Below are 25,432 nucleotides of genomic sequence, written 5' to 3' on the forward strand. Positions count from 1 at the left end.
CCATGAACCGCAATCTGCCCTATGTCTCGTCCCGCCGTCGCTTCCTCCAGGGCATCGGCGCCGCCGCGGGGATGTTCGCGATCCTCCGCGGCCTCGAGCGGACCGCGGAAGGCGCGCCGAGCCCGAAGCGGCTCCTCATCGTCCAGCGGCCCGTGGGCACCGTCTACGAGAGCTGGTGGCCGCAGGGGAACGGGACCAACTTCACGCTGTCCCGCATCCTGCGCCCGTTCGAGCCGGTGCGTGACCGGATGATCGTGATGCGCGACCTGAAGCTGCCTTACGAGGGGTCGGTCGGCGGCGGCCATGAGCGCGGGACCGTCCTGATGGCGACCGGCCAGCGGACCAAGCAGCTCTACCCCGGCAACGGCGGGGACGACCCCATGGCCGAGGGGGCGAGCGTCGACCAGCTGCTCGTGAAGCAGTCGGCCGATCTGCAGGGGACGCCGATCGCGTCGCTCCAGATCTCGTGCGACAAGCGCGCGGACACGCCGGAGGTGTCGACGCGCCACATGTCGTACTCCGGCCCGCGGAGCCCGATGACGCCGTACTACCAGCCGCTCGACGTCTATCAGCGGATGTTCGGCACGATGATGCCCGGGGGGCCGACGAGCGACAACCTCGAGGCGCTCGCCAGGGCGCGCCGGCAGAAGAAGAGCGTGCTCGACTTCGCGAGGAAGGACATCGGCCGGCTCCACGAGCTTGCGCCGAGCGCGCAGCGCGAGATGCTGGACGGCCACATGGAGGCGATCCGCGAGGTGGAAAAGGAGTTCGATGCCGACCCGCGCAACGCTGCGTTCTGCGGCATGGAGCAGCCGCCCGAGATCGTCAATGTGAGCGAGTACATCGACCCTTACAGCTCGTCGCACGTCGTGAGCGAGCGCGACGACGAGAAGCACGCGCGCATCGGCGCCCTGCACTTTGCCCTGATCAAGGCGGCCTTCCGGTGCGACCTGACGCGCGTGGTGACCTTCCAGTGGGCCCCGGGGACCAACCACGTGAGCTTCGGCGACCTGTGGCCGCCGGATTCGCGCATCTTCAAGGTCCATCACACGACGAGCCATGATCCCGACACGCGAGATACGCTCGAGTTCCTCACGCGCGTGGAGGAGTTCTACGCCAACAAAATGGTGGGGTTCCTGCAGGAGCTCGCGGCCACCCAGGACGTGAACGGCGGGACGCTGCTCGACAACACGCTCATCCCCTACGTGACCGAGGTCGGCACCCGCAAGCACAACTGGGACAACGTGCCCTGGCTGCTCTTCGGCGGCGCCAACACCGGGCTCCTCGGCGGGCGCGTGTGGGACAGCGGCGGTCGCGGCCTCCGCTCGACGAACGACCTGTGGATGGCGTGCGCGGGGGCGTTCGGCGTCCCGGACTTCGTTCTCGGGGATTCCGATCTCCACACGACGGCGCTCCCGGGCGTGTTCATGCCGGCTTGAGCGTCCAGGTCGCTGTAGCCTGGGTGTCGGACCGCACGGCTCGAGATGACCGCGGTGCGGCGCCCGCTCCTCTCGACGCGGCGCTCCGGAGGACCCGATGGCCTTGTCCTCCCTCGGGCTCGAGGATACCCATGGTCCTTCCAATGGAGTTGACACCGAAAATGTGAACGCTAACAATGCGCCCGGGCGGGCATCTCTTGGCCGCCTCCTGGGGGGACGTTTCTACTCCGGGAATCAATGATTCACCGCTTCACGGCGGAGTGAGAGAGGCGGCCATGCTCTGTTTCGGTGTCATCGGTACGGGCGGGGTCGCGCGTGGCTTCACGCGCGCGCTTCAGGGCAGTCAGCGTTGTCGGGTCGTGGACGCCACGCAGGGTGTCCACGCGCTCAAGAGTGAATCAGCAAGGAGACCTGCCGTGAAAGAGACGAAGTCCTGGGGCAACGGTTGGGCGATCGCAGCGCTCTCCCTGTTCGCGCTGCTCGCGATCACGGGGTGCGGCAAGACGACCGAGGGGACGGGCGCCGCGCCCGCCGAGGGGGCCGACTCGAAGCCGAAGACGGTGAAGCTCGCCTTCGTCACCAACAACGCGAGCGAGTTCTGGAAGATCGCTCAGGCAGGCGTCCGGAAGTATGAGCGAGAGAGCAAGGTCCAGGTCGACGTGAAGATGCCGCCGAACGGCACCACGGAGGAGCAGAACCAGATCCTCGAGAACCTCTCGAGTCAGGGCTACGACGCTATCGCCGTGAGCGCCATCGCGCCGGGCGATCAGGTCCCGGTGCTCAACAAGACGGCCGAGAAGAGCAAGCTCATCACGTTCGACTCGGACGCCCCGAAGTCGAACCGACTGCTCTACATCGGCACCAACAACTACGAGGCCGGCAAGGCGCTCGGCGCCCACATCGTGAAGCTCCTCCCGAGCGGCGGCAAGATGGCCGTGTTCGTCGGCATGCTGTCCGCCGACAACGCGAAGCAGCGCCTCCAGGGCATCCAGGACGCGATCGCCGGCAAGGACATCGAGATCGTCGACAAGCGCGAGGACAATACGGACCGCGCGAAGGCGCGCTCCAACGTGGAGGACATCATCAATGCGCACCCGGACCTGAAGCTCGTCGCAGGCCTGTGGTCCTACAACGGCCCGGCCATCGCGGCGGCCATCGAGGCGCTCGGGAAGAAGGGCAAGGTCCTCGCGGCCGTGTTCGACGAGGAAGAGGGGACGCTCGCGGCCATCGAGAGCGGCACGATCTCGGCCACGGTCGTCCAGAAGCCGTTTCAGTTCGGCTACATGGCGAGCAAGTGGGCGCATGAGCTCGCGACGAAGCCCGACGCGGCGATGGCGCAGATCCCGGCGAGCAAGGGCATCGACACCGGCATCGATGTGATCGAGAAGGCCAACGTGGCGGAGTTCAAGCAGAAGCTCGCCGAGATGAAGAGGTGAGCGTGGCCGCGGCGCTACCGAGCCTGCTCGCGATGAGCGCGATCAACAAGCGGTTCCCCGGCGTGGTGGCGCTCCAGGGCGTCTCTCTCTCGCTGAATCCGGGGGAGGTGCTCGCCCTGATGGGCGAGAACGGCGCCGGTAAGAGCACGCTGATGAAGATCCTCGGGGGCGCCCAGCAGCCCGACGAAGGCGAGATCCGGATCGGAGGGAAGCAGGTCACCCTCGAGAGCGTGCGCGCCGCCAAGCGCCTCGGCATCGCGCTCATCCACCAGGAGCTGATGCTGGCGCCGAACCTCGACATCGCCGCCAACATCTTCCTCGGCAACGAAGGCGGCGGGACCAGAACGCTCCTCCGTCCGCTGCCGAAGGGCGGCATGTACGCCCGCGCCCACGAGCTGCTTCAGCGCGTGGGCTTGGCGCTCCCGCCCTCGACCCCGGTGTCCGTGTTGACCGCCGGTCAGATGCAGATGGTCGAGATCGCCAAGGCGCTCGCCCTGGACGCGCGTATCATCATCATGGACGAGCCGACTTCGTCGCTGACGAGCGGTGAGTCCGAGCACCTCTTCCAGATCATCCGCAAGCTCCGGGCGGACGGTATCGGCATCGTCTACATCTCGCACCGGATGGAAGAGGTCATGGCGCTGGCGGACCGGGTGACGGTCCTGCGCGATGGCCGCCACGTCGGCGACCTCGCGCGCGCAGAGGCGACGCACGAAAAGATCGTCGCCATGATGGTGGGCCGCGAGCTGAGCACGCATTACTTCCCGCAGAGACGGCCGCGGAGGTCGACCGAGCCCGTGCTGGTGGTCGACGGCCTCGTCGTGCCCGGCGCGCCGGCGCCGATCTCCTTCTCGGCCGAGCGCGGGGAGATCCTCGGCTTCGCCGGCCTGGTCGGCTCGGGCCGCACCGAGCTCATGCAGACGATCTTCGGGGTTGCTCCTGCGCTCGGCGGGCGCATGACGCTCGAGGGCGAGGCGTTTGCTCCTCGAAGACCCAGGGACGCCATCGACCGCGGCGTCTACCTGGCGCCGGAGGATCGCAAGCGGCACGGCCTCGTGCTGCCGCTCAGCGTCGCAGAGAACACCTCCCTGCCCAGCATCGGCAACTACAACCGCTGGGGCTTCTTGGACAGGAAGACGGAGCGCCGCGTCGCCGAATCGGAGGTGAAGCGGTTGCGGACGAAGACGCCTGGCATTCGTCAGAGCGTCGCGAACCTCTCCGGCGGAAACCAGCAGAAGGTGGTGCTCGGAAAATGGCTGGCCATGAGCCCGCGCGTGCTCATCGTGGACGAGCCGACACGCGGGATCGACGTCGGCGCCAAGGCCGAGATCTATCGCCACATGGCCGCCCTCGCGGATGAAGGCATCACGATCTTGATGGTCAGCTCGGACATGGGAGAGATCATCGGAATGAGCGATCGCGTCGCCGTCATGCACGAGCGGCGCATCAAGGGGGTGCTGCCGCGGGAGCGGCTCAGCCAGGAGCGGGTCGCGACGTTGATGACGGGCCACGCCGGAGTGGAGGCTTTGTCGTGAGGCGCGAGCTTGGCATGACCATCGCGCTCGTCGTGATGTGCCTGGGGCTCTACATCTCGAACCCGGATTTTCTCGGGCAGTCGAACTCGATCAACACCCTGCGGCAGATCTCGATGCTCGGGATCTTCGCGATCGGCATCGGCTTCGTCATCATCACCGGCGGCATCGATCTGTCGATCGGGTCCGTGATCGGCCTGACGGGCGTCCTGATCGCGAAGCTCTCGTCGAGCCAGGTCGGCGGCCTGGGCTACTCGTTGTGGATCGGCATTCCGGTGGCGCTCGGCGTGGCGCTGCTGATCGGCCTCGGCCAGGGGCTCCTGATCACGCGGCTCAAGCTGCAGCCGTTCATCGTCACGCTCGGCGGCATGCTGTTCTTGCGCGGGGTCTCGCAGACCATCGCCGAGGGCGGCACCCTGAGCCTCGGGGGCTCGCCGCTGCTCCACCTCGCGAACGGCGGGCTGCTCAACGTCGGCAGCGACGCGCTCGTCCCGTATCCGTTTCTGATCTTCCTCGCCGTGATCGGCCTCTCGACCTACGCGCTGCACTTCACGGTGTTCGGGCGTTACGTTTATGCGATCGGCGGCAACCGCGACGCAGCGGAGTACTCCGGCATCAACGTGAAGCGGGTGGAGGCGTCCACCTACATGATCTCGGCGGGCCTCGGCGGCATCGCTGGCGTCTGCTACGCGTCGTACATCGGGCAGATGTCGCAGCAGGTCGGCGTCGCGTACGAGATGTACGCGATCGCCGCGGCCGTGCTCGGCGGCTGCTCGCTTCGCGGCGGTGAAGGCACGGTGCTCGGCATCGTCATCGGCTCCGCGGTGATGCGCGTCATCGACAACGGCATCAACATGTTCCAGCTGCCGTACGAGGACGCGGACGGCATACGACGCATCTGGCGCCTGGACCCGAACTGGACGTTCATCATCATCGGCGCCGTGATCCTCGTCGCCGTCATCCTCGACCAGATCGTGCACATGGTGCAGACAAAACGGCGCACCCGGCGTGCCTCCGCGGGAGCCGCCGAGGCGGCGCCGAGCCTCCAGGCGGCCGCGGCCTTCAGCGCGGCGGAGTCGCCGGTCGCGCGAGCGCCCGATCGTGAGAACGTCTGAGCCCTCCGGTTCGTACGTCGTCGCACAACGATGAGGCGGCCCCGGGGTCAAGGGGACGCTCGTCTCGGACTTGCGCGCTGGCCTCGGTATCGGGGACGTGCCGTTCCTCGCCGGGGATCTCCTCTATTCGGGGCCGTGCGCAAACCACAAGTCGCTGGCGACCGCTGATTCGAATCCTTTCGGACCCGTGGCGGCTCCCGTGCTCCCTCGGGCAGGGCGCAGGCGCTGCCACACCGCTTCCGGGTCGAGAGGGGGCTCGCGTCCCGCCCGGACGCGCTGCGTCCGCGGGAGACGCCAGCCTGCTCGTTCCACCTGGACCCGCCCCCGTTCTCCTGCTTATCTGCTCCGTACCGTGACCGTATCCCGTGACGAGATCTTCATCTCGCTCGTCCCCCGCCTCGTGTCGGCCACGTACTTTGACGAAGCTGCCACAGCGGTCCTCCAGGCCATGTTCGCCTGCGTCGAGGAGGCGCTCGCCGACAGCCCGTTCGCCGGCCGCGCTCGGATCCTGCGCGGCGTCGTCCACCTCCGCCCCGAGGGCAGCTACCTGCGCCTCTTCGGCATCGACCGCTCGAGCGGCGCGCGCATCGAAGGCACCGGCTATCTCACCTCCGGCAGCGTCTGGAGCTGGATCGAGAAGCACCGCTGTTCGGTCTCGATCGACGTCCAGCGCGCCTCGCTCCGCTCCTGGATGCCGGACGGGGCGATCGAGCTCCGCGACCCGTCGGAGGCGGCCGGCATGCCCGGCGACGCGACGCGCAGGCGCATGCTCGATCGCGATGCGACCCACGTCCATGTCGTCCCGCTGCGCGCGCCCGGCGGCTGCGTCGACGGCATGATCACCCTCGAGGCGAGCTCCAGGGGGGCCGTCGGACGGGAGCTCCCCTGGGCGGAGTGCTACGAGGGGCTGGAGATCCTCGCCAGCATCGCCGGGGCGTTCATCGCCGCCCGCGCGCTGCCGCTTCGCGCGGACGAGCCGGCGAGCCCGGACGAGTTCCTGCCGGTCGTCGGTCAGAGCACCGCGCACCTGGTCGAACTGCTCCGCGCCTTCGCCCCGAGGGACGACACCATTCTGATCACCGGCCCGACCGGCGCTGGAAAATCCAGGCTCGCGCGGTGGTGCCACGAGCACTCGCAGCGCCGGGGCCAGCCCTTCGAGTCGCTGGACCTCCTCGGGGTGCCCGAGGACCTGCAGATGGCCGAGCTGTTCGGCTGGAAGCGGGGCGCCTTCACCGGCGCGATCAAGGACAACCCAGGCGCGGTCGCCCGCGCCGCGAAGGGCACGCTCTTCCTCGACGAGATCGACAAGCTCTCGCTCAAGGCCCAGGCGGGCCTCCTGCGCTTCATCGAGGAGCGCGCCTACCGGATGCTGGGCGATGACGGGGCGGGGGAGCGCCGCGCCGACGCGCGCCTCCTCGTCGGCACCAACGCCGATCTGCGCGCCGCCGTGCGCGCCGGCCGCTTCCGCGAGGACCTGTACTACCGCATCAACGTCCTGCCGGTGCGGCTGCTCCCGCTCGCCGAGCGGCTCGACGAGCTCCCGCGCTGGGCCGATTACATGTTGAACCGGCGCCACCAGGAGGCCGACGGCAAGGGCACGGCGCGCTTCGAGCCCGAGGCCATGAAGCTCCTCGTGTCCGCGCCCTGGCCGGGCAACCTGCGGCAGCTCGACAACATCGTCCGGCGCGCTTACGCGCTCCAGCTCGCGGGGCAGAGCGGCCTCGGGGGCGATCTCGTGATGCAGCGGCGCCACGTCGAGCGCGCGCTCACCTTCGACACCGACGCCGAGCCGAGCGCGCTGGTCAAGCTGCTCTGGCGGGCGGCGCTCAGCTTCGTGAACGAGGCCGAGCGACGCCGGGGCGGCGGCGCCCCGCTCCCGCTCGATCTGACCGACGCCTTCCGGGGCATGGTCCTGGGCGCGGCGGTGCAGCGGGCGGGCAACCGTGACGACGGCTTCACGCTGCTCGGCCAGGAGCCGCTGCTCAAGAACCGCAACCACCATCGGACGCTGCGCCGCGAGCTCTCGCGGGTGCGCGAGGTCCTGGACGTGCTTGGGGGTGATGTCGACCCGGATCTCCAGGCGGTGCTCGACGCCGACAAGGATCCCTGACGGAGCGAGGTGCCGGCGCGCTCCGAGCGCCTCCGGCGACCCTGAGATCGAGCATGCAGCGCTACGTTGCAACCGGTGCAGCACCCGTCCCAGGCACCACGTTCGCGGGGCAGTACGAGATCCTGGCCAAGCTCGGCGAGGGCGGCTTCGGCGTGGTGTACAAGGCCCGCCAGCTCACCACCGGGCAGCCGATCGCCTTGAAGATCCTGCGCCTCGCCGAGCAGGGGGGCGTCGCGCAGGCCGACAGGCGGGTCACGCGCTTCCTGCGCGAGACGCGGCTCTGCGCCCAGCTTCACCACCCCAACATCGTCCAGCTCGTCGACGCCGGGCAGATCGAGGACGGGACCCTCTACACAGCGTTCGCCTTCGCGCCCGGCGACAACCTCGCCGCGCTGCTCGAGCGAGAGGGCGCGCTCGCGCCGTCCGAGGCGCGGCACCTGATGCTCCAGGTGCTCGACGCCCTCGCCTGCGCCCACGCGGCGGGCGTCGTCCACCGCGACCTCAAGCCCAGCAACATCATGGTGATCCCCACGGGCGCCCGCCGCAACGCCCTGGTGCTCGACTTCGGGATCGGCGCCGCGCTCGACGACGATCGCTCCGCGCGCCTGACCGGCAGCCACGACGCGCTGGGCACGCCGGGCTACGGCGCGCCGGAGCAGTGGCGCGGCGCCGAGCCTTCACCGCGCGCGGATCTGTTCTCGTGGGGCCTCGTGTTCCTCGAGTGCCTGACGGGCAAGCCGGTGTACGGCGGCACGGAGGCCGAGATCTTCTATCGGCTGCTCGGCCCCGACGCCGTCCCGATCCCCGCCGCGCTCGAGCGCCACCCCCTCGGTGACCTGCTCGCCCGCGCTCTCCGCAAGGACGAAGGCGCGCGCGATGTCGACGCCCGTGGGCTGTTCGAGGCGCTCGAGGCCTGCAGCCTGCGCGGCGTGTCGCGCGAGGCCATGCTCGGCGCCGGCGGCTCCCCGTCCGGCGGGGACACGCGGTCGCTCTCCTCGATCGCGACGGTCGCCACGTCGCCCGACCGGCGGAGGGCGCCCGCGCTCGACGGCGAGCGCCGGCAGCTGACGGCGCTCTGCTGTCACGTGAGCGCGCGCGCCGCCGCCGCGCAGGCCCTCGACGTCGAGGCGCTGGACGATCCCCTGCGCTCGGCGCTCGCGCTCTGCGCAGGCGTCGGGCGCCGCCACGGCGGGTACGTGGCCGCGGCGCTCGGCGCCGATCTGCTGATCTACTTCGGCTACCCCAGCGCGGCGGAGGACGACGCCAAGCGCGCCGCCCGCGCGGCGCTGGCGATGGCCGGCGCCGTCCAGGCCGAGGACGAGCGGTTCGCCGCGCAGGGCGCCCTGATCGAGGTGAGCGTCGGCCTCCACACCGGTCCGGTCGTCGACGGGAGCCTGGGGGATCTCGAGGGCGCGTGCCTCGTCGCCGGCAGCACGCCGCGGATCGCCGCGCAGCTCGCCTCGCTGGCGCCGCCGGGATCCGTGACGGTCGGCGCCGCGTCGCAGACGTTGCTGCGGGTCTCCTTCGACCTCGAGAGCGAAGGGGCCCGATCCATCGAGGGGATCGCGGCGCCGGTGGAGACCTTCCGCCTCCGGCAGGAACACGGCGACGCGGCGGGGTGGCCGACCCCCGACGGATCGAGGGCGCCGCTGTACGGCCGAGCTCAAGAGCTCGGGCTCCTCGTGGAGCGGTGGCGCCGCGCGTGCGAGGGGGTGGGCCACGCGAGCCTCATCATGGGCGAGGCCGGCATCGGCAAGAGCTGCCTGGCGCGCGCGCTGCGCCGCCGGCTGGCGCACGAGCCCCACACGTTCCTCGAAGCGCGGTGCTCGCCCGATACGCGAAATAGCCCCCTCCGTCCGGTTGTCGATCTCATCGAGCGCGCCTTCGGGCTCGATCAGGAGCTCGACGAGGGCCGCAAGATCGCGCGGCTCGCCGGGGAGCTCGCCGGCCACGGCTTCACGCCGGCCGAGGCCATGCCGCTCTTCCTGCCGCTGTTCTCCCTGCCCATCGGCGCGCCGTACGCATCGCTCGACGCCTCGGCGCAGCGGCAGAAGGAGCTGACGCTCCAGGCCATCGCGTCGCTGCTCCTCGCCATGGCGGACGCGCGGCCGGTCCTCCTGCTGGTCGAAGATTTGCATTGGGCCGACCCCACCACGATGGAGTTCCTCGGCCAGCTCGTCCGCGAGGCGATCACGGTCCCCCTGTGCGTCATCATGACGGCGCGCCCGGCGTTCTCGCCGTCGTTCTCGACGGCCGATGTGCTGTTGCTCCCGCTGAGCCGCCTGGAGCGCTCGCCGATGGAGGAGATGCTCGCCGGGCTCCTGGGCCACAAGGCGCTGCCTCCCGCCGTGATCGAGCAGGTGGCGGACCGCGCCGACGGGGTGCCGCTCTTCGCGGAGGAGCTGCTCCGGATGATGGTCGACGCGGGGCTCCTCGTGGAGCGGGAGGATCGCTACGAGCTCACCGGGCCGCTGTCGGGCGCGGCGATCCCGGGGACGCTGCGGGCGCTGCTCACGGCGCGCCTGGATCGGCTCGCGCGCGCCAAGGAGACGGCCCAGCTCGCGGCGGCGCTGGGGCGGGAGTTCAGCGTCGAGGAGCTCTCGGCCGCGAGCTCGCTCGGCCCGGCGGCGGTGGCGGAAGATCTGGAGCGCCTGATGCGGGCTGGGCTCGTGCTGCGCAGGCGGCGGGGCAAGGAGGCGGTGGGGATGTTCAAGCACGCGCTGGTGCGGGATGCGGCGTACGAGTCGCTGTCCACCGGCGCGCGATGGAGGGTCCACGCGCGCATCGCTGCGACGCTGGAGGAGCGGTTTCCGGAGGTGGTCCGGACGCGGCCGGATCTGCTCGCCCACCATCACGCGGCGGCGGAGCAGAAGCGCGAGGCCGTGGGCTACGCGCAGAAGGCGGCGCAGGCGGCGCTGGCTCGGTCGGCGTACGTGGAGGCGATCACCGGGGCCAGGCAGGCCATCGAGTGGCTGCCGGCCATAGCGCAGGAGCACGAGCGAGCCGAGATGGAGCTCGGGTTGAACGGTATCATCATGCCGGCGCTGATCACGACCAAGGGCTGGTCGGCGCCCGAGGTAAAGAGTATTTACGAACGGGCCGTCGAGCTCGCCACGCAGACGGGCGAGCAGGAGCGGGGGAGCCAGGCGCTGCACGGCATGGCCATGTTCACGCTGTTCCGCGGCGATCTCACGGCAGCCAGGGACATCGCGAGCCAGTGCGCGAGGCTGGCGGAGGACATGAATGACGTCGTCGCCCTCGCGCAGGCGTCGCTCATCCTGGCGAACGTGACCACGTGGCTGGGGGACCACGACGCGGGCGAGCCTCACCACCGGCGTGTCATCGAGCTTTACCAGCCGGCGCAGCTGCCCGTCTACATGGCGCGTTATGGCTGGAATCCGAGCATCGTCGTGCGCGTGACCCACGCCATGAGCGCGTGCATTTGCGGCGAGCCGGATCGCGCGGTGCGGATCTACGAGGACGCGATCGCGGCGGCGGAGGCGACGGGGCACCCCTTCACCATCGCCATCGCCTATCAGATCGGCGCGTGGATCCACCACCTGAGGCGCGAGGTGGCCGACACGCAGCGGTACGCCGACGCGCTGGGGAAGGTCGCCGCAGAGCATGGATTCCCCGCGTTCATTGTGCTCGCCGACGCGCTGGGGGGCTGGGCCATGGTCCATACGGGACAGGCGGAGCAGGGGCTCCAGCGCGTCCGAGCCGCCATCGCGCGCTGGCGGCGAATGGGCTCGGGGATGGTCACCACCTTCTACGCCACGCACCTCGCTGACGCCTGCCTGGCCGCCGGCGACATCGAGGGCGCCCGCGAGGCGCTCGACGAGGCGTTCACGACACAGGAGCGCTGCTACCATCCCGAGCTCTACCGGCTGCTCGGCGAGGTGTGGCGGGCCAGGGGAGACGCAGGGCAGGCGGAGGCCGCGCTCGCGCGCGCGAGGGACATGGCCGAGGCGCAGGGCGCCCGGCTCTTCGCGCTGCGCGCGCAGGCGGGTCTCGTGCGCCTGCGCAGGGCTGAAGGGCGCGTGGAGCTCGACGACATCGAGCGGCTCCGCCGGCTCCGGTCGGGCATCACCGGCATCCCGGACGCCCGCGAAGCCGACGCGCTGCTGTCGTGGGGCGCCGGCCCACCGAGCACCGGCGAGGGCTCCGGGGCATCTACGACAGGGCAGCAACCGACGTGACAAAGGAGGATACGATGAAGGATGAGAGCGCAACCAGCGGGGCAGAGGAGAACACGAAGGTCGATCGAGATGCGCCGGACGACCAATGTTGGGGTTTCAACATGATCGTCGCCGTGCCGAACAAAGCGGGCACCGAGACCCTGTATTACGAGGTGTCATCGGACGTGCTGACGAAGCGGCGCAACCGCAGGCCGGCAGATTCGGTGCAATCGTGGTGCACGGAGCTGGTCGATATGGGCGCGCAGATAGGACACGTGGCGGACGAGCCGGATGTCGAGCAGCTGGTCGATGCGGACGCGCAGACGGGGCAAAAGAAGGTACCGGTGTCCACGGACTTCTGCGGCACCTACCTGGTCAACCTGACCAGCTTCAGGCGCCGGTAGCCGTGGGCGCCTGAGCGCGCGCCGCTCGCTGCGAGATCCCGACGACATGACCCGGCCCTCCACGCACAAGACCTTTCTCCGGGGCACGCACCGCCTTGTCAGCCCCGCGGAGACCGTCGAGCGGGTGCTCCCGATGACGCGCGCCATGGGGATCACCCGGGTCGCCGACGTCACCGGGCTGGACGTCGTCGGGATCCCGGTGGTGATGGTGTGCCGGCCCAACGCCCGATCCGTGTCGGTCTCGCAGGGAAAAGGGCTCGCCATCGACGCGGCGCGCGCGTCCGGGCTGATGGAGGCCATCGAGCAGTGGCACGCCGAGCACATCCTGCAGCCGCTGCTCTTCTGCACCGCCGCGGAGCTCTCGGCGCGGCGCCGCCTCGTCGACCTCGCCGGGCTGCCGCGGCTCTCGATCGGCTCCTTCCACCCCCATCACAAGATGCTCTGGATCGAGGGCGAAGACATCATGAGCGGCGGCCCGCTGTGGGTGCCGCTCGAGGTGGTCCACGCCGACTACACAGTGCCGCTCCCGCCCGGCAGCGGGTGCTTCTTGACCACGTCGACGGGGCTCGCCTCGGGCAACCACCGGCTCGAGGCCGTGCTCCACGGGCTCTACGAGGTTATCGAGCGCGACGCGGTGGCGCTGTGGCGCGCGGCCGGGCCGGCGCGCCGCGCGCGGACGCGCCTGGACCTCGGCACCGTGGACGATCCGACCTGCCGCGATGTGCTGGCCCGCTTCGCTCGTGCCGACATCGCGGTGGGCGTGTGGGACGCGAGCAGCGATATAGGGCTGCCTGTCTTCGTGGCGGAGATCGTCGACCGCGTGCCTCACCCGGGCCGCGTCCTTTACGTGAGCGGCGGTCAGGGGTGCCACCGCTCCCGCGCCGTCGCCCTCGCGCGCGCCCTGACCGAGGCCGCCCAGAGCCGCCTGACCGCCATCGCGGGGGCGCGCGACGACGTCGACCGGACCTCGTATGAGCTGTTCCGGTCGCCGCCGCACATCGCCGCGGCGCGCGCGGAGATCGAGCGGTTCGAGGGGCCGTGGCGCTCCTTCGGCGAAGTGAGCGACGGGTTCAGCGAGCGCTTCGACGAGGATCTCGCCGCGGTGCTCGCGGCGCTGCGCGGCGCGGGGCTCCGCCAGGTCGCGGTCGTGGATCTCACGCGGCCCGAGCTCGGGCTGCCCGTCGTCCGCGTCGTCGTGCCCGGGCTGGAGAGCATGTGGGATGCACCCGGGTACACGCCTGGACCGCGCGCGCAGGCGGCGTCGTCGTGATCGTCCTGTTCACCGGGCCCAGCCTGCCGCCCGCCGAGGTGCCCGCGCTCCCGGAGCTGCGGGTCTTGCCGCCCGTCGCCCAGGGAGACGTCTACCGGGCCGCGCGCGAGCGGCCGTGGGGGATTGGCATCGTGGACGGCTTCTTCGAGCGCGTCCCGGCGGTCTGGCACAAGGAGATCCTCTGGGCGATGTCCCAGGGCGTCCATGTGTTCGGGGCATCGAGCATGGGCGCGCTCCGGGCCGCCGAGCTGGCCGACTTCGGCATGGTCGGGGTGGGCCGGATCTTCGAGCAATTTCGTTCGGGCGCGCTCGACGCCGACGATGAGGTCGCGCTCGCGCACGCCTCCGCCGAGGAGGGCTATCGGCGCACGTCGGAGGCCCTCGTCAACATCCGCGCGACGCTCGCCGCCGCCGTCGAGGCGACGATCTGCGATCCGGCGCTCGCCGAGCGGCTCGTCGCCATCGCCAGGGCCCTGTTCTACCCCGATCGCACCTGGCCAGCGGTGCTCCAGGCGGCCCGGGCCGCGCAGGAGGCCCCGGACATGCTCGACGCGCTGAAGCGGTGGCTCCCCGTCGGGCGCGTGGACCAGAAGCGCCTCGACGCGCTCGCCCTGCTCGAGGCCATGCAGGCCGCCCGCGCCCGGCATCGAGGACCGCTCGAGCCCGGCTTCGTCTTCCAGCGTACCGACGTCTGGGAGCGGGCCGTCGAGCGCATGCGTGCGACCCGGCTCGACCTCGACCCCGGCGCGGACTTCGACGCGCTGCTCGACGAGCTGCGCCTGCTCGGGGACGAGCCGCTCTACACCCTCGCGGTCCAGGGCGCCCTGCTGCGCGGCCTCGCCGAGGAGGCGGCGGAGCGCAACGGGGTGAAGATCGGCCCTGCACACCTCGAACGCACGGCCATGGAGTTCCGGCGCGAGCGAGGGCTGTACACCGGGCCCTCGACCCGCGCGTGGCTCGGCGAGCAGGGGCTCGACGCCAGGTCCTTCGCCGACATGATGGCGCGAGAAGCGAAGCGCCGCTGGACGGCCGCCGTGTGCGAGCCGGAGGTCCGCCGTCACCTCGTCGACCAGCTGCGCGCCATGGGCTGCTACGGGCGTCTCGCGCAGCAGGCTCGCGCCAAGCAGGCGGTGATGGAGCGTGAGGGGCTGGACGCTCTGGATCTGGCGGGCAGCGGCGTGGACGACGCGGACGCGCTGTGGCGGTGGTATTTCACCGAGCGGCTCGGCAAGCCGGTCCCGGAGGATCTGGAGACCTACGCCGCGCGCCTCGGTTTTGCGGGCGCAGGAGCGTTGCTCCGAGCGGTGCTGATCGAGCGCTGGTGCACGGAGCTCCGCCGAGCGCTGCCCTTCAGTCGGTGATCTCGTAAGTGACCTTGATGTCTCGGGAGAGCGTCGAGCGGGTCTTGATGCTCCCGGGGCGCACCTCGTCACGGTGGTGGACCGCGATGTTGAACGCGGCGCGCCCGACCTCGTCCTCCGGCATCTCGCGCAAGGGGAAGTGCGCGACGACCTCGAGGTGCGTGCGGCAGTTCGCGCACGAGAGCACGTCCCACCGGCTGAAGACCGAGTGGTACCCCACGAGATACTCCCTCGGCTTGCCGCTCGCGTCTGGGACGGATGCCGTGACGGTCACCAGGAACGAGCCCTGGAACTGCGCGCGATCGATGCCTCGGACCACGAGCTTCTTGGCGCTGAACCCTTTCTTGGCCGCCAGCGCGCTCTTCTGCAGGCCGCCGCCGTCCAAGGAGCCTTTCCCGTACCTGTAGCCGAGCTGCTCTTCGATGTTGATGCACTCCTTGCCGGTCTTGCCGAACGGGTTGAGCGGCGTGTCGAGGCTGAGCGGCGTCCCCGGCGCGATGGCAGGGGTCGGGCCCTGGCTGTCGCTCGAGCTCGTGCCTGGGTAGTTGGGGATGATTTCGAGGTTGTTCGTCGATCCGTGGAGTTTTTGCCAGATCCAGAACATGCGATCGACGTTGCAGTGGTGAAAGAAGAACATCGGATCGAACGCGGCCGTGTTGTTCTCGCCCATGTCGCCGTTCGCCCCGGGCACCCGCCCCGCGCGCAGCTGGGCGTAGATCTGCGGCGCGTCGAACCCGCCGGCGGCCAGGTGAACATCGTTGTGGGGCGACTCGAGCGGCACCGCCGTCTGGCTTGGCACGGTGAGGTTCCATGCGCTGGCGGAGGTCGTGTTGGAGAACACTGTGTAGTTGGGCGCGTCCAGGCAGTCCATGTACTGCAGGCGGATGCCCGGGCCGGAGCCCATCCCGTCGGGCGTCTGAGGCGCGATGTTGACCCAATCCTTGACATTTTGATTGAGCATGGAGACCGCTGTCTGATAATCTTCGTATTCTTGGTTGTGCTTCGCCGACCTCTCCTTGTCGGCCTCATTGCCCACCAGCCCGGAGTACGGGTACCGCATCGTCTTATAGCCGGCGGGTTTGTAGTACGGCGACGTATCGCCGATCGCGGGCTTGTTGTCCCCCCAGTAGTCGTCGGAGAGCGACGTGGGCAGCCTGAACGAGCACAGCGGATTCTTGATCCGCCCGAGCGTCGGGTGGTCGAAGATCGCGTCCGTCAGGATATGCGGGATCCCCTGGTTGTACGGGTCCGTCTGATCCCAGAAGGGCAGCATCACGCCCGGGACGATGCTCTGAAGGGCTTTCTCGAGCCTCCAGAGGTACGCCCTGTGCCAGAGAGGAAAGAGGACGTTGCCGTGGGCGCAGTACCCTCCCCAATAGGCGTATTTGTCGTCTTGCGGCAACGCTTCGACCGCCTCCCGCAGGACGAAGGGCTCGCCATGATAGCCCCCCAGGACGAAGAACGAGTTCGGATCGGTCGGGGGGAGGTTCTGGATGCCGTGCCAGGCGCGCACCAGGTCTTCGAGAGGCTGCTTGTTGTTGTGGTTGTCGTACTGGTCCTGGAGCCAGGTCAGCGAATACCGTGTTCCTACGTTGGTGCTCATGTCTTCGATCCTTCTCTTTCTTGCGCGCTATCGCTGCTGTCCGGGGGAGGTGGACGTGGTTCGGCGAGGGGCGAGGCGGACGCTCCAGAGCGACGCGCCGAAGAGGAGCGCCGCGCCTCCATAGAGGACGGGCGTCGCGTCGAGAATGAACTTCCCGCAGAGCAGGCCCGCCGCGCCCGCGAGGCCCAGAAGAGGAGGTCGGTGGTCCTGGCTCCGCAGCGCGCGCAGCGCGAGCGCGCCGAGCGCGAAGGCGAGCAGCCCGGCGCCGAGCGGCAGCCCCCATGCCTCGCGCAGCCAAGCGCTGGCGCCGAGGGAGCCCAAGATCCCGAGATAGGCCGCCACGCACAAAGGGCACTTCGGGAGCAGCACCAGCGCGACGGCGGGGACGAGCGGGAGATGCCGGCAGGCGCGCCTGGCCAGCGCGGCGACGTCGGACGGGCGCGGCGAAGGGGCAGCGCCCCCGCAGGTGCACCTCGAGGGCGAGGGAGACTTGATGATCGCTGTATCGGTGATCGCCATGGTGGGTCTCCGGGGTGCGCAAGGAACGCGATCAACGGCGGTCGATCTTCGAGGCTCTGCTGAGCAGCCCCGAACCGCGCTGAGGGCTGCAGTGGCGTTGATGGGCCGTACGTGTGCCGGCGTGGACCCGGGCCTCGCCAAAGACATGGGCGCGCCGGTCCTCGCCTCGACAGGCCGCGAGGCTCGCAAGCGATGTGCCATGCGGATCGGCCCTCGAGGCACCCGGCGCAGGAGCGCTCGCTCCACGGGAGGCCCGCGGACGCGCGGCCCTCCGAGCTTCCGGGCGCGCTTCGCCGCCTCCTCGCGGTGCCGGCCTTGCTTCACCAGGTGATGCAAGGCCTTACTGGCCAGGACAGTGGGCCGCCGCGGGCGGCGTCCTCGATGGCGGCTCGATGGTGCCGCTCGTCAGAATCCCCACGGACGGGCTCCGCGCCGCCGGGGCTCCACCCTCGTCAGCGGGGCCTGCTTGCGGGCGGGACGCGCTGTGTCTCGCCGAGACGCGGGCCTTCGATCGGTGCGCCACCTCGTGGCGCGGGTGCGGGCGCTGGCCTGCGCCGCCCGAGAGGGAGTTCGACGCCCGCCGGCTCGGCCCGCGCCGCCCTGGCCGCCTGGGTCGCCCACCGGCACGAGCCTTGCGAACACAGCACATCCGAGCGGTAGACACGCTGCAAGGACGAGCGTCGCGCCCCGCGACAACACGGCATCAAGACACAGGAGAAGCCATGGCCACCCAAGACGTGATGATCATCGTTGATTGTGAAAGCATCCTGAAGGGCGTGAGGGATCCCAGCTCGCAGATTTTCATGTTCGCGGATCCCAGCATCGTGCTTGATGGCCAGGGCACGGACGAGCTCAGCATTCAAGTGAACAACCAGGACATCATCCGGTGGTTCGTCTTCCCGAAGGTGATGCAAGCCCAGGGCAGCGAGGACACCTACGCGGTCCTCGCCGTCGGCAACTACGCCTGGGACCAGAGTACGCTGCTGAAGGAGTGGACGGCCTACCAGGGCAACGGCTCGATCTGGACCTATCAGAACGACGGGGTGCCGCTGACCCAGGGGCAGGACGTCACCGCCAAGCGGGTCACCGATTACAAGCCCTACATCCAGGCGAACGCGACGCTGCCGGGCCGCCAGGATCCTGGGACCAAGCAGCGGGAAGCCTACTTCTTCTATCTCAACATCTACAAGGGCAACGGCAATGCCCCGGCGGTGAAGGACTATTCGTGGGATCCCTATGTGACGGTCTACCAGCCCTGACGACGGCGCTCGGGTGCCTCGGCGACGCGCGAAGCCGCCGCGGAGCGGCGCAGACGTCCGGTCATGCCGGCCGGACGTCTGACGGGCGGAGCTAGAGGCAGCGCAGCACGTTGTCGCGTACGAGCTGCCAGATGGTCTCGGGGATATCCCCGAGCCACCGCGCGTCCCGCTCGACCGGCGCCTCGGCGTCATCGAGCGGGTCGTCGGGGCTGTAGACGAGCCGCCAGAGCCGCTCGCTCACCGAGCCGTTGCGGTCGATCACGAAGCGCTGGACGAGCTTCTTCGCGAGATCCTCGCCCTCGACGTCGAGGAGCAGGACCGGCGCCGCCACCTTCACCTCGCGGAGCGGCTCGAGCCGGAGATAGACCCCCTTCACGAGATCGACCTCGTCCGGGGGCTCGAACCCCGCCTCCCGGAAGTCGACCGGCGCCTTTGTGTTGCCGATGAGGTAATACTCTCCCTGGGTCTCGGCGAGGATCGCGCCGCCCAGCCTTCCTACGCGTGCCATCTAGACCTCCTCTCCAGCGGCGCCCTCGTCCGAGACCACCAGCGTGCGCCCCGGCGTCTGGCCCGGGAGCGCTTCCCCATCCCATGTGTATTTGTTGGTATATCCGCGCGGCGTGACCATGTATCCCTCGAACATGAAGGTGTTTGTCGAGCCGACGAGCACCGTGGTGAGCATCCCGATCTCGTAGTCGAGGAAGTGATCGACATCGGTGAGCACGGCGCTCTCCAGCTTGCGGTAGGCGCTCTTCACGAGCGCGACAGGCGTCGTGCCCGCGCGGTGCTGGCGGATGATCTCCTGGGCCCGCACGATCTGGCGCGTGCGCCGCCCGCTCGCCGGATTGTAAAGGCCGATGACGAAGTCGGCCGCGGCGGCGGCCTCGAGCCGCCGCTCGATGACCGGCCACGGCGTCAGGAGGTCGGACAGGGAGATGGCGCAGAAGTCGTGCCCGAGCGGCGCGCCGACGAGCGACGCGCACGCGTTGAGCGCGGTCATGCCGGGCACGATGCGGAGCTCCGGCGACTCGCCCCGCTTCCAGCCGATCTCCTGAAGCACCTGGAAGACGAGCCCGGCCATGCCGTAGACCCCGGCGTCGCCCGAGGAGATGATCGCGACGCGCCCGCCGTCCCGCGCCCGCTCCACAGCGGCGCGCGCCCGGCCGATCTCCTCGGTCATGCCGGTCTTGATGATCTCCTTGCCCTCGATGAGGTGCTTCACCAGCCGGATGTACGTCGTGTACCCCACGATGAGATCCGACGCGGCGATCGCCTCCAGGGCGGCGCGGGACGCGTGCGCCTCGGCGCCGGGGCCGATTCCGACGATCGACAGGACTCCTTTGTCACCCATGGCTCTCCTCGATGGTGCGCTTCGCGAACGGGACGCGCGCCACGGCGAGCGTCATGGACCGGCCCACGCCCGGCTCGGTGTACGCCCGCTTCGGCACGAGCAGCCTCGCGGCCCCGGCCGCGCGCAGGGCGGCCGGCTCGGCGACGCCCCGGGCGCCGACGTGCTTCTTCACCGTCTCCGACGGGTTCTCGATCCCCTCGGTCGCGTCGAGCTCCTCGGCCGTGAACGTGACGAGCGGCCACCCCCGCCGCGCCGATAGCGCGAGCAGCGCCTCCTCGTCGGCCTTCTTGTCGATCGTCGCCAGCGCCTTCACCGATTTCGCCGACAGCCCGTGCTCCTCGAGCAGCCTGTCGACCCCGCGCTCCACCATGTCGAGCGGCGCGCCGCGGTCGCAGCCGACGCCGAGGACGAGGCTCTTCGGCCGGTAGACGACGGCGCGCTCGACGATCGCCGGGTGCGAGCGGGCGAGGTCGCGGTCGCTCGCGACGAGGAGGATCTCCCATGCGTCCGGGTCCACGCCGTCGAGCGACGTCGCGTAGCGCACGCCCGGCGGCAGCGGCTTGTCCTCGGGCCAGAACGACGGCTCGCCCGTCTCCTGGACGAAGAGCACGGGCGCGGCGTTCACGACGGCGGCGCAGCCGCGGGTCACGTTGCGGTCCGGGTCGTCGAGCGTCCAGCCGAGCTCCCGGCCGAGGATGTCGACCGTCAGCGTCCCGAGCGCGTCGGACGCCGTTGTCACCACCGGCAGCGCGCCGAGCAGCGAGGCCACCTTCTCGGTGAACGCGTTGCCCCGCCCCACATGCCCGGAGAGCACGCAGATCGAGAACCGCGCCGTGTCGTCGACGCAAACGACCGCCGGATCGACCTTTTTGTTCTTGAGCAGCGGCGCGATCATCCGCACCACGGCGCCCACGCTGATCACGAACACGTGGCAGTCGTACGCCGTGAACGCCTCGTTGAGCAGCGGCCCCATCGGCAGCGGGAGCGGCTTCGCACCCTCCGGCGCCCCGTCGAAGAGCTTCTGCGACACGTAGAGGTCCGCGCCCGGGAGGCCCTCGATGAGCCGGCGCGCGATGGCGATCCCGTGGCGCGTGATGGCGTAGACGGCGTAGGGCTTGCGCGCGGCGATCATGGCGCCTCCTGTTCGTTAAATGTCTTTTCGAAGCTGCCCGGCAGCGAGGCCTCGGCCTCGCCGACGAGGAGCCCGCTCCGCTCCCCGCGCGTGACGACGACCATGGCGAAGCAGTCGCCCCGCTCGCCCTGCGCGGCCCGGAGGTCCCGGACGATCCGCTGCTCGGGCATCGTCGCCTTGGACACGAACACCGCGCGATCGAGGAGCCCCGCCCGCGTGAGCGCCTCGATCACCTTCGGCATCTCCGAGCCGATCTTCATCAGGACCACTGTGTCGAAGCGACAGAGGACGTCGGTCAGGTCGTCGACGCCGTACGTGGCGGGGAGGATGGCGATCCGCTCCTGGCCGTCCGCGAGCGAGAGCCCGCTCACGGCCGGGACCGCCGTGACCGAGGTGACGCCGGGGACGACCTCGACCTCGAGCCCGGGGAAGCGGCGGAGCGCCTCGCGGCGGACATAGACGAACGTGCTGAAGAGCGACGGATCGCCCTCGGTGGCGAACGCGACGGAGAGGCCGCGCGAGAGGCGGTCGCCGATCTGGCCGACGGCCGCGTCGATGTACGGGCGGACGCGATCCGGGTCCTTGCTCATGGGGAAGGTGAGGAGCAGCCGCTCCTGGTCCGGCCGCTTGGGGACGACGGGGGAGAGGATCCGGTAGGCCATCGAGGCGCCGAAGTCCGAGCTGCGGGGGAGCGCGAGCACGTCCGCGGCCTCGAGGACGCGCACGGCGCGCAGCGTGAGCAGGTCCGGCGCGCCGGGGCCGACGCCCACGCCGTAGAGCTTGCCGAGGCCGCTCATGACGCCTCCGGCGCGCCGGCGGGCGCGGGCCGGGCCGCCTGCGCCCGCTCCGCGTCCTCTGGCTTCGCGGGCTTCGTCGCGGCGAAGACGTGGATCGGGTTCAGCGCCTCGTACCGCATGTAGCGCGCGAGCGGCACGCCGCGCGAGACCGAGAGCAGCGTGACCTCGGGATCGAGCCCCCGCGCCCGGAGCGCGCGGTACGTCTCGGCCACGTTCTCCATCGTGATCGCGTTGACAACGAGCCGGCCGCCCGGCCGCAGCCGATCGAGCGCCGCCGTGATGATCTCCTCCATGCTCCCCTTGCTCCCGCCGACGAACACAGCGTCCGGGTCCTCGAGCGCCGCGAGCGCCTCGGGCGCGCGGCCCGCGACGACGCGCACGTTGTCGACCCCGTGCGCGCGGACGTTGTCCCGGCAGATCTCCACGCCCTCCGGGTCGACCTCGATCGCGTAGACGCGCCCGAGGGGGCAGAGCATCGCCGCCTCGATCGAGACCGAGCCCGAGCCGGCGCCGACGTCCCAGACGACCGCGTCGGGGCGGATCGCCATCGACGCGATCGAGAGCAGGCGCACCTCGCGCTTCGTGATGAGGCCGTTCTTCGGCATGCGCTTCGCGAACGCGTCCTCGTGCAGGTAGGGGACGGCCGGCGGCGGCCGCCACACGGGATCGCTCCGCAGGAGCAGGAGCACGTTCAGCGGCCCGATGTCGTCGCACGACGCGAGCGCGGCGAGGTCGAAGGCGCGCACGCGCTCGCCCGCGCCCGCGAGGCTCTCGCAGACCCACGCCTTCCAGCCGGTATCGCCGTGCTCGAGGAGGCGCGCGGCGAGGCGGGCCGGGCTGCTCTCCCCGTCGGTCAGCACCGCGACCTTCGAGAGCCGGCGGAGGCGCGTCGCGAACCCCTCGGGCGAGCGCCCGTGGACCGAGACGAGCGCGGCGTCGTCCCAGGCGATCCCGGTGCGCGCGAACGCCCACTGGACCGAGCTCAGGCTCGGGATGATCTCGACGTGCTCGCCGCCGAGCTTCCGGACGACGAGCGCGCCGACGCCGAAGAACAGCGGGTCGCCCGAGGCGAGGATGCACACGTTCTGCTCGGCCGACAGGGCCTCCACGCGGTCGAGCGCCGCGGACAGCCCGCCCTTGAGGGCGATCTTCTCGCCGCGGAACTGCGGGAAGAACTCGAGGTGCCGCTCGCCCCCCACGAGCACCTCGGCCCGGGCGACCGCGGACGCGGCGCGGCTCGACAGGCTGGCGCACCCGTCGTCGCCGATGCCGACGACGGTCACGGCGCGGCGCGCGCTCGCGCTCATCGCGCCACCGTCGCCGGGGCCGCCGGGCCGGACGGCAGCGTCGGATCCGGGGGGTCCGCCGAGAGGAGCAGCAGCGCGTGGACGATCGCGACGGCGATCGGGCTGCCGCCCTTGCGCCCGCGCGCGACGATGGAGGGGAGCCCGGACTCGATCAGGGCCTCCTTCGACTCCGCGGCCGACACGAACCCGACCGGCACGCCGATCACGAGCGCCGGCCGCGCCCCCTCCTCCCGGGCGAGGCGCACGACCTCGAGCAGCGCGGTCGGCGCGTTGCCGATCGCGACGACCGCCCCGTCGAGGAGGCCGAGCCGGTGCGCCTTGCGCATCGACTCGATCGCGCGGGTCGAGCCGGCCGCCGACGCGGCCTGGATGACGTCGTCGTCCGAGATGAAGCAGTGGATCTTGCAGCCGTACGACGCGAGCCGCTGCTCGTTCAGGCCGACGCCGATCATCTTCACGTCGACGAGGACCGGCGCGCCGCCCCGGAGCGCCTCGATCCCCCGGGCGATCGCCTCGGGGTGGAGCCGCATGAGCGACGAGAACTCGAAGTCCGCGGTCGCGTGGATCACGCGGCGGACGACCTGCCACTCCGCCTCCGGGAAGCCGTGGCCCCTGGCCTCCTCGTCGATGATCGCGAAGCTCTTGTCCTCGATGCGGCGCCCGAGCGCGGTCATCTGCCGCATGTCGTTCACCGCGCGCGCGTCTTCACCGATCTTGGCACCGCTCATGGCTCCTCCGCTCTGTCTGTGCTGGCGGCCCCGGCCGGGTACCGGCCGAGCAGCGCCCCGTTGAAATCGACGAGGCAGGCGTGCACCTCGAGGGCGCCGCCCGCGTGGGCCGAGGTGTGCTCGACGACGCGCCGGCAGATCCCGCCCGCGACGCCGGTGAGCGCCTCGCGCTGGCACAGCTCGAGCACGTGCCGCGCGGTGTTCGCCTGCCGGATCTCCGCCGCGACCTCCGGCCGCGCGCCGAGCTCCTCGGCGATCTGCGCGAGCAGCTCCATGCTCACCTCCGAGCCGGCGGCGTGCGTCATCATCTTGCCGTCGGCCATCTTCGAGAGCTTGCCGATCATGCCGACGATGACCGCGCGGGCGATCCGCCGCCGCGCGGCGTGGCGGACGCCGGTGCCGATGAAGTCGCCCACCTGGATGAACGCGTCCTCCGGGAGCTCCGGGTAGAGCTTCATCGCGTACGCCTCGGACTTGCCGCCGGTCGTCAGCGCGAGCGTCGCGATGCCGCGCTCGGCGGCGACGTCGATCGCCTGCACCACGCTCGCGCGGAAGGCGGCGGTCGAGTACGGCTTCACGATCCCGCTCGTCCCGAGGATGGAGATCCCGCCGATGAGCCCGAGGCGCGCGTTGATGGTCTGCTTCGCCATCTCCTCGCCCTGGGGGACGCTGATCGTGACCGTGGCGCCGGCGAAATCCGAGCCCTCGAGCTCCTCGAGGACCATCTCGGTGATGTTCCGGCGCGGCACGGGGTTCACGGCCGGCGCGCCGACCGGCAGCCCGAGCCCGGGCTTTGTGACGACGGCGACCCCGTCGCCGCCGCGGATCTCGACGCCCGGCTCGCGGCGGAGCTCGACCTCGGCGACGAGCTCGGCGCCGTGGGTGCAGTCCGGATCGTCGCCGGCGTCCTTGATGACGCTGCACGTGGCGCGCGGCCCGTCGCGGTCGCAGCGCTTCAGCGGGAAGGTCACCCGCTGCCCGTTCGGCAGGGTCGTCTCGATGGCGTCGACCGCCGCGCCGTGGGCGAGCACGCGCGCCGCCGCCTTGGCCGCGGCGGCCGCGCACGCGCCCGTCGTGAACCCCTCGCGCTGCCCTTTCGGGTCTCTCGGCCGGACCTCTGCCATCCAGGATCCTGAACGATTACAAAGACTTCTTCAGGGGGTTGTTGAAGAAGCTCTCGAGGAGCACGCTGCCCTCCGGCGCGCCGAGCGAGGCCAGCCGGTCGCGGAGCGGGTAGAGGACGGCGCCGTCGCCCGCGCAGAGCACGGCGTCGTAGGGGCCGGCCGCGAGGTGCTGCTCGCCGACGAGCGCGCACGCGCGCGCCGGCCGCTCGGGGTGGCCGACCGGGGGGAGGTCGCGGGCGACCGAGAGGCGGACGGGGGCGGGGAGGCGCTCGCGGACGAACGGCTCGGAGAGGAAGTCGTCCTCGGACTCGACGAGCCAGAGCAGGTCGAGCTGCGCCGCGCCGGCCGCGGCCGCGCTCTGCGCGATGCCGAGCGCGGCGGTGATGCCGGTGTCGGTGGCGATCAGGAGCGCGCGCCCGGAGAAGCCGGGCGGGAGCCGCAGCTTGCCCCAGGGGCCGCTCCACTCGAGCTCGGCGCCGACGGGGAGGTCGTTGAGCACGTTCGACCCCGGCCCGGCGCCGATGCGCTTCACGGCGATCTCGACGGCGCGCTGCTCGGCGTCGCTCGAGAGGAGCGAGTAGGCCCGCTTCGCGAGCTTGCCGCCGGGCAGGGTGACGCCGGTGTTGATGATCACGTACTGCCCGCCGGCGAAGCCGAGCTCGGCGCCGTCGACGCGCTCGACGCGGAGCAGCCGGGCGCCGTGGCCCAGCGGCGTCGCGTGGGCGATCCTGATCTTCGGGTTGCCCTGAGCCATGGGTTTGCTCCGC

19 protein-coding genes and 1 pseudogene are annotated in these 25,432 nt (G+C 70.7%); 10 read left to right on the plus strand and 10 right to left on the minus strand.

The genetic code is table 11. The features are described 5' to 3' along the window. Positions 1-2 precede the first annotated feature (2 nt). The 9 genes from WMF28_RS01290 to WMF28_RS01330 all read left to right on the plus strand — a co-directional run bounded on the left by WMF28_RS01290 (position 3) and on the right by WMF28_RS01330 (position 14,845). Positions 3-1,439: a DUF1552 domain-containing protein gene (locus tag WMF28_RS01290; RefSeq protein WP_437600174.1), complete on the plus strand. Its 1,437-nt coding sequence runs from the start codon at positions 3-5 to the stop codon at positions 1,437-1,439. Between the two features lie 416 nt (positions 1,440-1,855). Next, the gene (locus tag WMF28_RS01295) at positions 1,856-2,875 is read left to right on the plus strand and encodes a sugar-binding protein (RefSeq protein WP_437600175.1); all 1,020 of its coding nucleotides are present in this window, start codon (positions 1,856-1,858) and stop codon (positions 2,873-2,875) included. A 2-nt stretch (positions 2,876-2,877) separates the two neighbouring features. Next, a complete protein-coding gene (locus WMF28_RS01300; protein WP_437600176.1) occupies positions 2,878-4,410 on the plus strand; it encodes a sugar ABC transporter ATP-binding protein in 1,533 nt (510 codons plus the stop codon). Then, positions 4,407-5,522 (plus strand): ABC transporter permease, encoded by a 1,116-nt coding sequence (locus WMF28_RS01305; RefSeq protein WP_437600177.1) that lies wholly within the window; start codon positions 4,407-4,409, stop codon positions 5,520-5,522. The genes WMF28_RS01300 and WMF28_RS01305 overlap by 4 nt, the downstream gene beginning before the upstream one ends. 352 nt (positions 5,523-5,874) lie before the next feature. Next, entirely contained in the window at positions 5,875-7,632 is a 1,758-nt protein-coding gene (locus WMF28_RS01310) for a sigma-54-dependent transcriptional regulator (protein WP_437600178.1), read from the plus strand. A gap of 53 nt (positions 7,633-7,685) precedes the next feature. Further along, positions 7,686-11,831, plus strand: coding sequence for a TOMM system kinase/cyclase fusion protein (locus WMF28_RS01315; RefSeq protein WP_437600179.1), 4,146 nt, complete (start codon positions 7,686-7,688; stop codon positions 11,829-11,831). A 14-nt stretch (positions 11,832-11,845) separates the two neighbouring features. Further along, entirely contained in the window at positions 11,846-12,214 is a 369-nt protein-coding gene (locus tag WMF28_RS01320; protein ID WP_437600180.1) for a hypothetical protein, read from the plus strand. A 46-nt stretch (positions 12,215-12,260) separates the two neighbouring features. Continuing rightward, entirely contained in the window at positions 12,261-13,484 is a 1,224-nt protein-coding gene (locus WMF28_RS01325; RefSeq protein ID WP_437600181.1) for a YcaO-like family protein, read from the plus strand. Next, positions 13,430-14,845 carry a TfuA-like protein gene (locus WMF28_RS01330; RefSeq protein ID WP_437600182.1) on the plus strand — a complete coding sequence of 472 codons (1,416 nt, stop codon included), beginning with the start codon at positions 13,430-13,432 and terminating at the stop codon, positions 14,843-14,845. The genes WMF28_RS01325 and WMF28_RS01330 overlap by 55 nt, the downstream gene beginning before the upstream one ends. On the opposite strand, the gene WMF28_RS01335 is transcribed toward WMF28_RS01330, so the two are convergent. Both WMF28_RS01335 and WMF28_RS01340 read right to left on the minus strand, forming a co-directional pair. Beyond that, positions 14,835-16,448, minus strand: coding sequence for a tyrosinase family protein (locus WMF28_RS01335; protein ID WP_437600183.1), 1,614 nt, complete (start codon positions 16,446-16,448; stop codon positions 14,835-14,837). The genes WMF28_RS01330 and WMF28_RS01335 overlap by 11 nt on opposite strands. A 27-nt stretch (positions 16,449-16,475) precedes the next feature. Beyond that, the gene (locus tag WMF28_RS01340) at positions 16,476-16,967 is read right to left on the minus strand and encodes a hypothetical protein (protein ID WP_437600184.1); all 492 of its coding nucleotides are present in this window, start codon (positions 16,965-16,967) and stop codon (positions 16,476-16,478) included. A 740-nt stretch (positions 16,968-17,707) separates the two neighbouring features. Between WMF28_RS01340 and WMF28_RS01345 the strand changes: the two genes are divergently transcribed. Further along, positions 17,708-18,226: an AidA/PixA family protein gene (locus WMF28_RS01345; RefSeq protein WP_437604382.1), complete on the plus strand. Its 519-nt coding sequence runs from the start codon at positions 17,708-17,710 to the stop codon at positions 18,224-18,226. Positions 18,227-18,317: 91 nt separating this feature from the next. Here WMF28_RS01345 and WMF28_RS01350 read toward each other — a convergent pair whose 3' ends face one another. The 8 genes and pseudogenes from WMF28_RS01350 to WMF28_RS01385 form a co-directional block, all read right to left on the minus strand. Next, positions 18,318-18,734, minus strand: a complete 417-nt coding sequence (locus tag WMF28_RS01350; RefSeq protein ID WP_437600185.1) for a precorrin-3B C(17)-methyltransferase — start codon at positions 18,732-18,734, stop codon at positions 18,318-18,320. A 39-nt stretch (positions 18,735-18,773) separates the two neighbouring features. Continuing rightward, a pseudogene (cobJ, locus tag WMF28_RS01355) lies at positions 18,774-19,577 on the minus strand (precorrin-3B C(17)-methyltransferase); the annotation flags it as partial. Continuing rightward, positions 19,570-20,709, minus strand: a complete 1,140-nt coding sequence (locus tag WMF28_RS01360) for a cobalt-precorrin 5A hydrolase (protein WP_437600186.1) — start codon at positions 20,707-20,709, stop codon at positions 19,570-19,572. The gene WMF28_RS01360 and the pseudogene cobJ, both read right to left, overlap by 8 nt. After that, positions 20,706-21,506 (minus strand): precorrin-2 C(20)-methyltransferase, encoded by an 801-nt coding sequence (gene cobI, locus WMF28_RS01365; protein WP_437600187.1) that lies wholly within the window; start codon positions 21,504-21,506, stop codon positions 20,706-20,708. The genes WMF28_RS01360 and cobI overlap by 4 nt, the downstream gene beginning before the upstream one ends. Beyond that, positions 21,503-22,813, minus strand: a complete 1,311-nt coding sequence (gene cbiE / locus WMF28_RS01370) for a precorrin-6y C5,15-methyltransferase (decarboxylating) subunit CbiE (RefSeq protein ID WP_437600189.1) — start codon at positions 22,811-22,813, stop codon at positions 21,503-21,505. The genes cobI and cbiE overlap by 4 nt, the downstream gene beginning before the upstream one ends. Then, positions 22,810-23,541, minus strand: a complete 732-nt coding sequence (locus WMF28_RS01375) for a precorrin-8X methylmutase (protein WP_437600190.1) — start codon at positions 23,539-23,541, stop codon at positions 22,810-22,812. The genes cbiE and WMF28_RS01375 overlap by 4 nt, the downstream gene beginning before the upstream one ends. After that, positions 23,538-24,665, minus strand: a complete 1,128-nt coding sequence (locus WMF28_RS01380) for a cobalt-precorrin-5B (C(1))-methyltransferase (protein ID WP_437600191.1) — start codon at positions 24,663-24,665, stop codon at positions 23,538-23,540. The genes WMF28_RS01375 and WMF28_RS01380 overlap by 4 nt, the downstream gene beginning before the upstream one ends. Positions 24,666-24,681: 16 nt before the next feature. Next, a complete protein-coding gene (locus tag WMF28_RS01385; RefSeq protein WP_437600192.1) occupies positions 24,682-25,419 on the minus strand; it encodes an FAD-dependent oxidoreductase in 738 nt (245 codons plus the stop codon). Positions 25,420-25,432: the final 13 nt, after the last annotated feature.

It is taken from the genome of Sorangium sp. So ce590 (assembly GCF_051521365.1).
Taxonomy (GTDB): Bacteria; Myxococcota_A; Polyangia; order Polyangiales; family Polyangiaceae; genus Sorangium.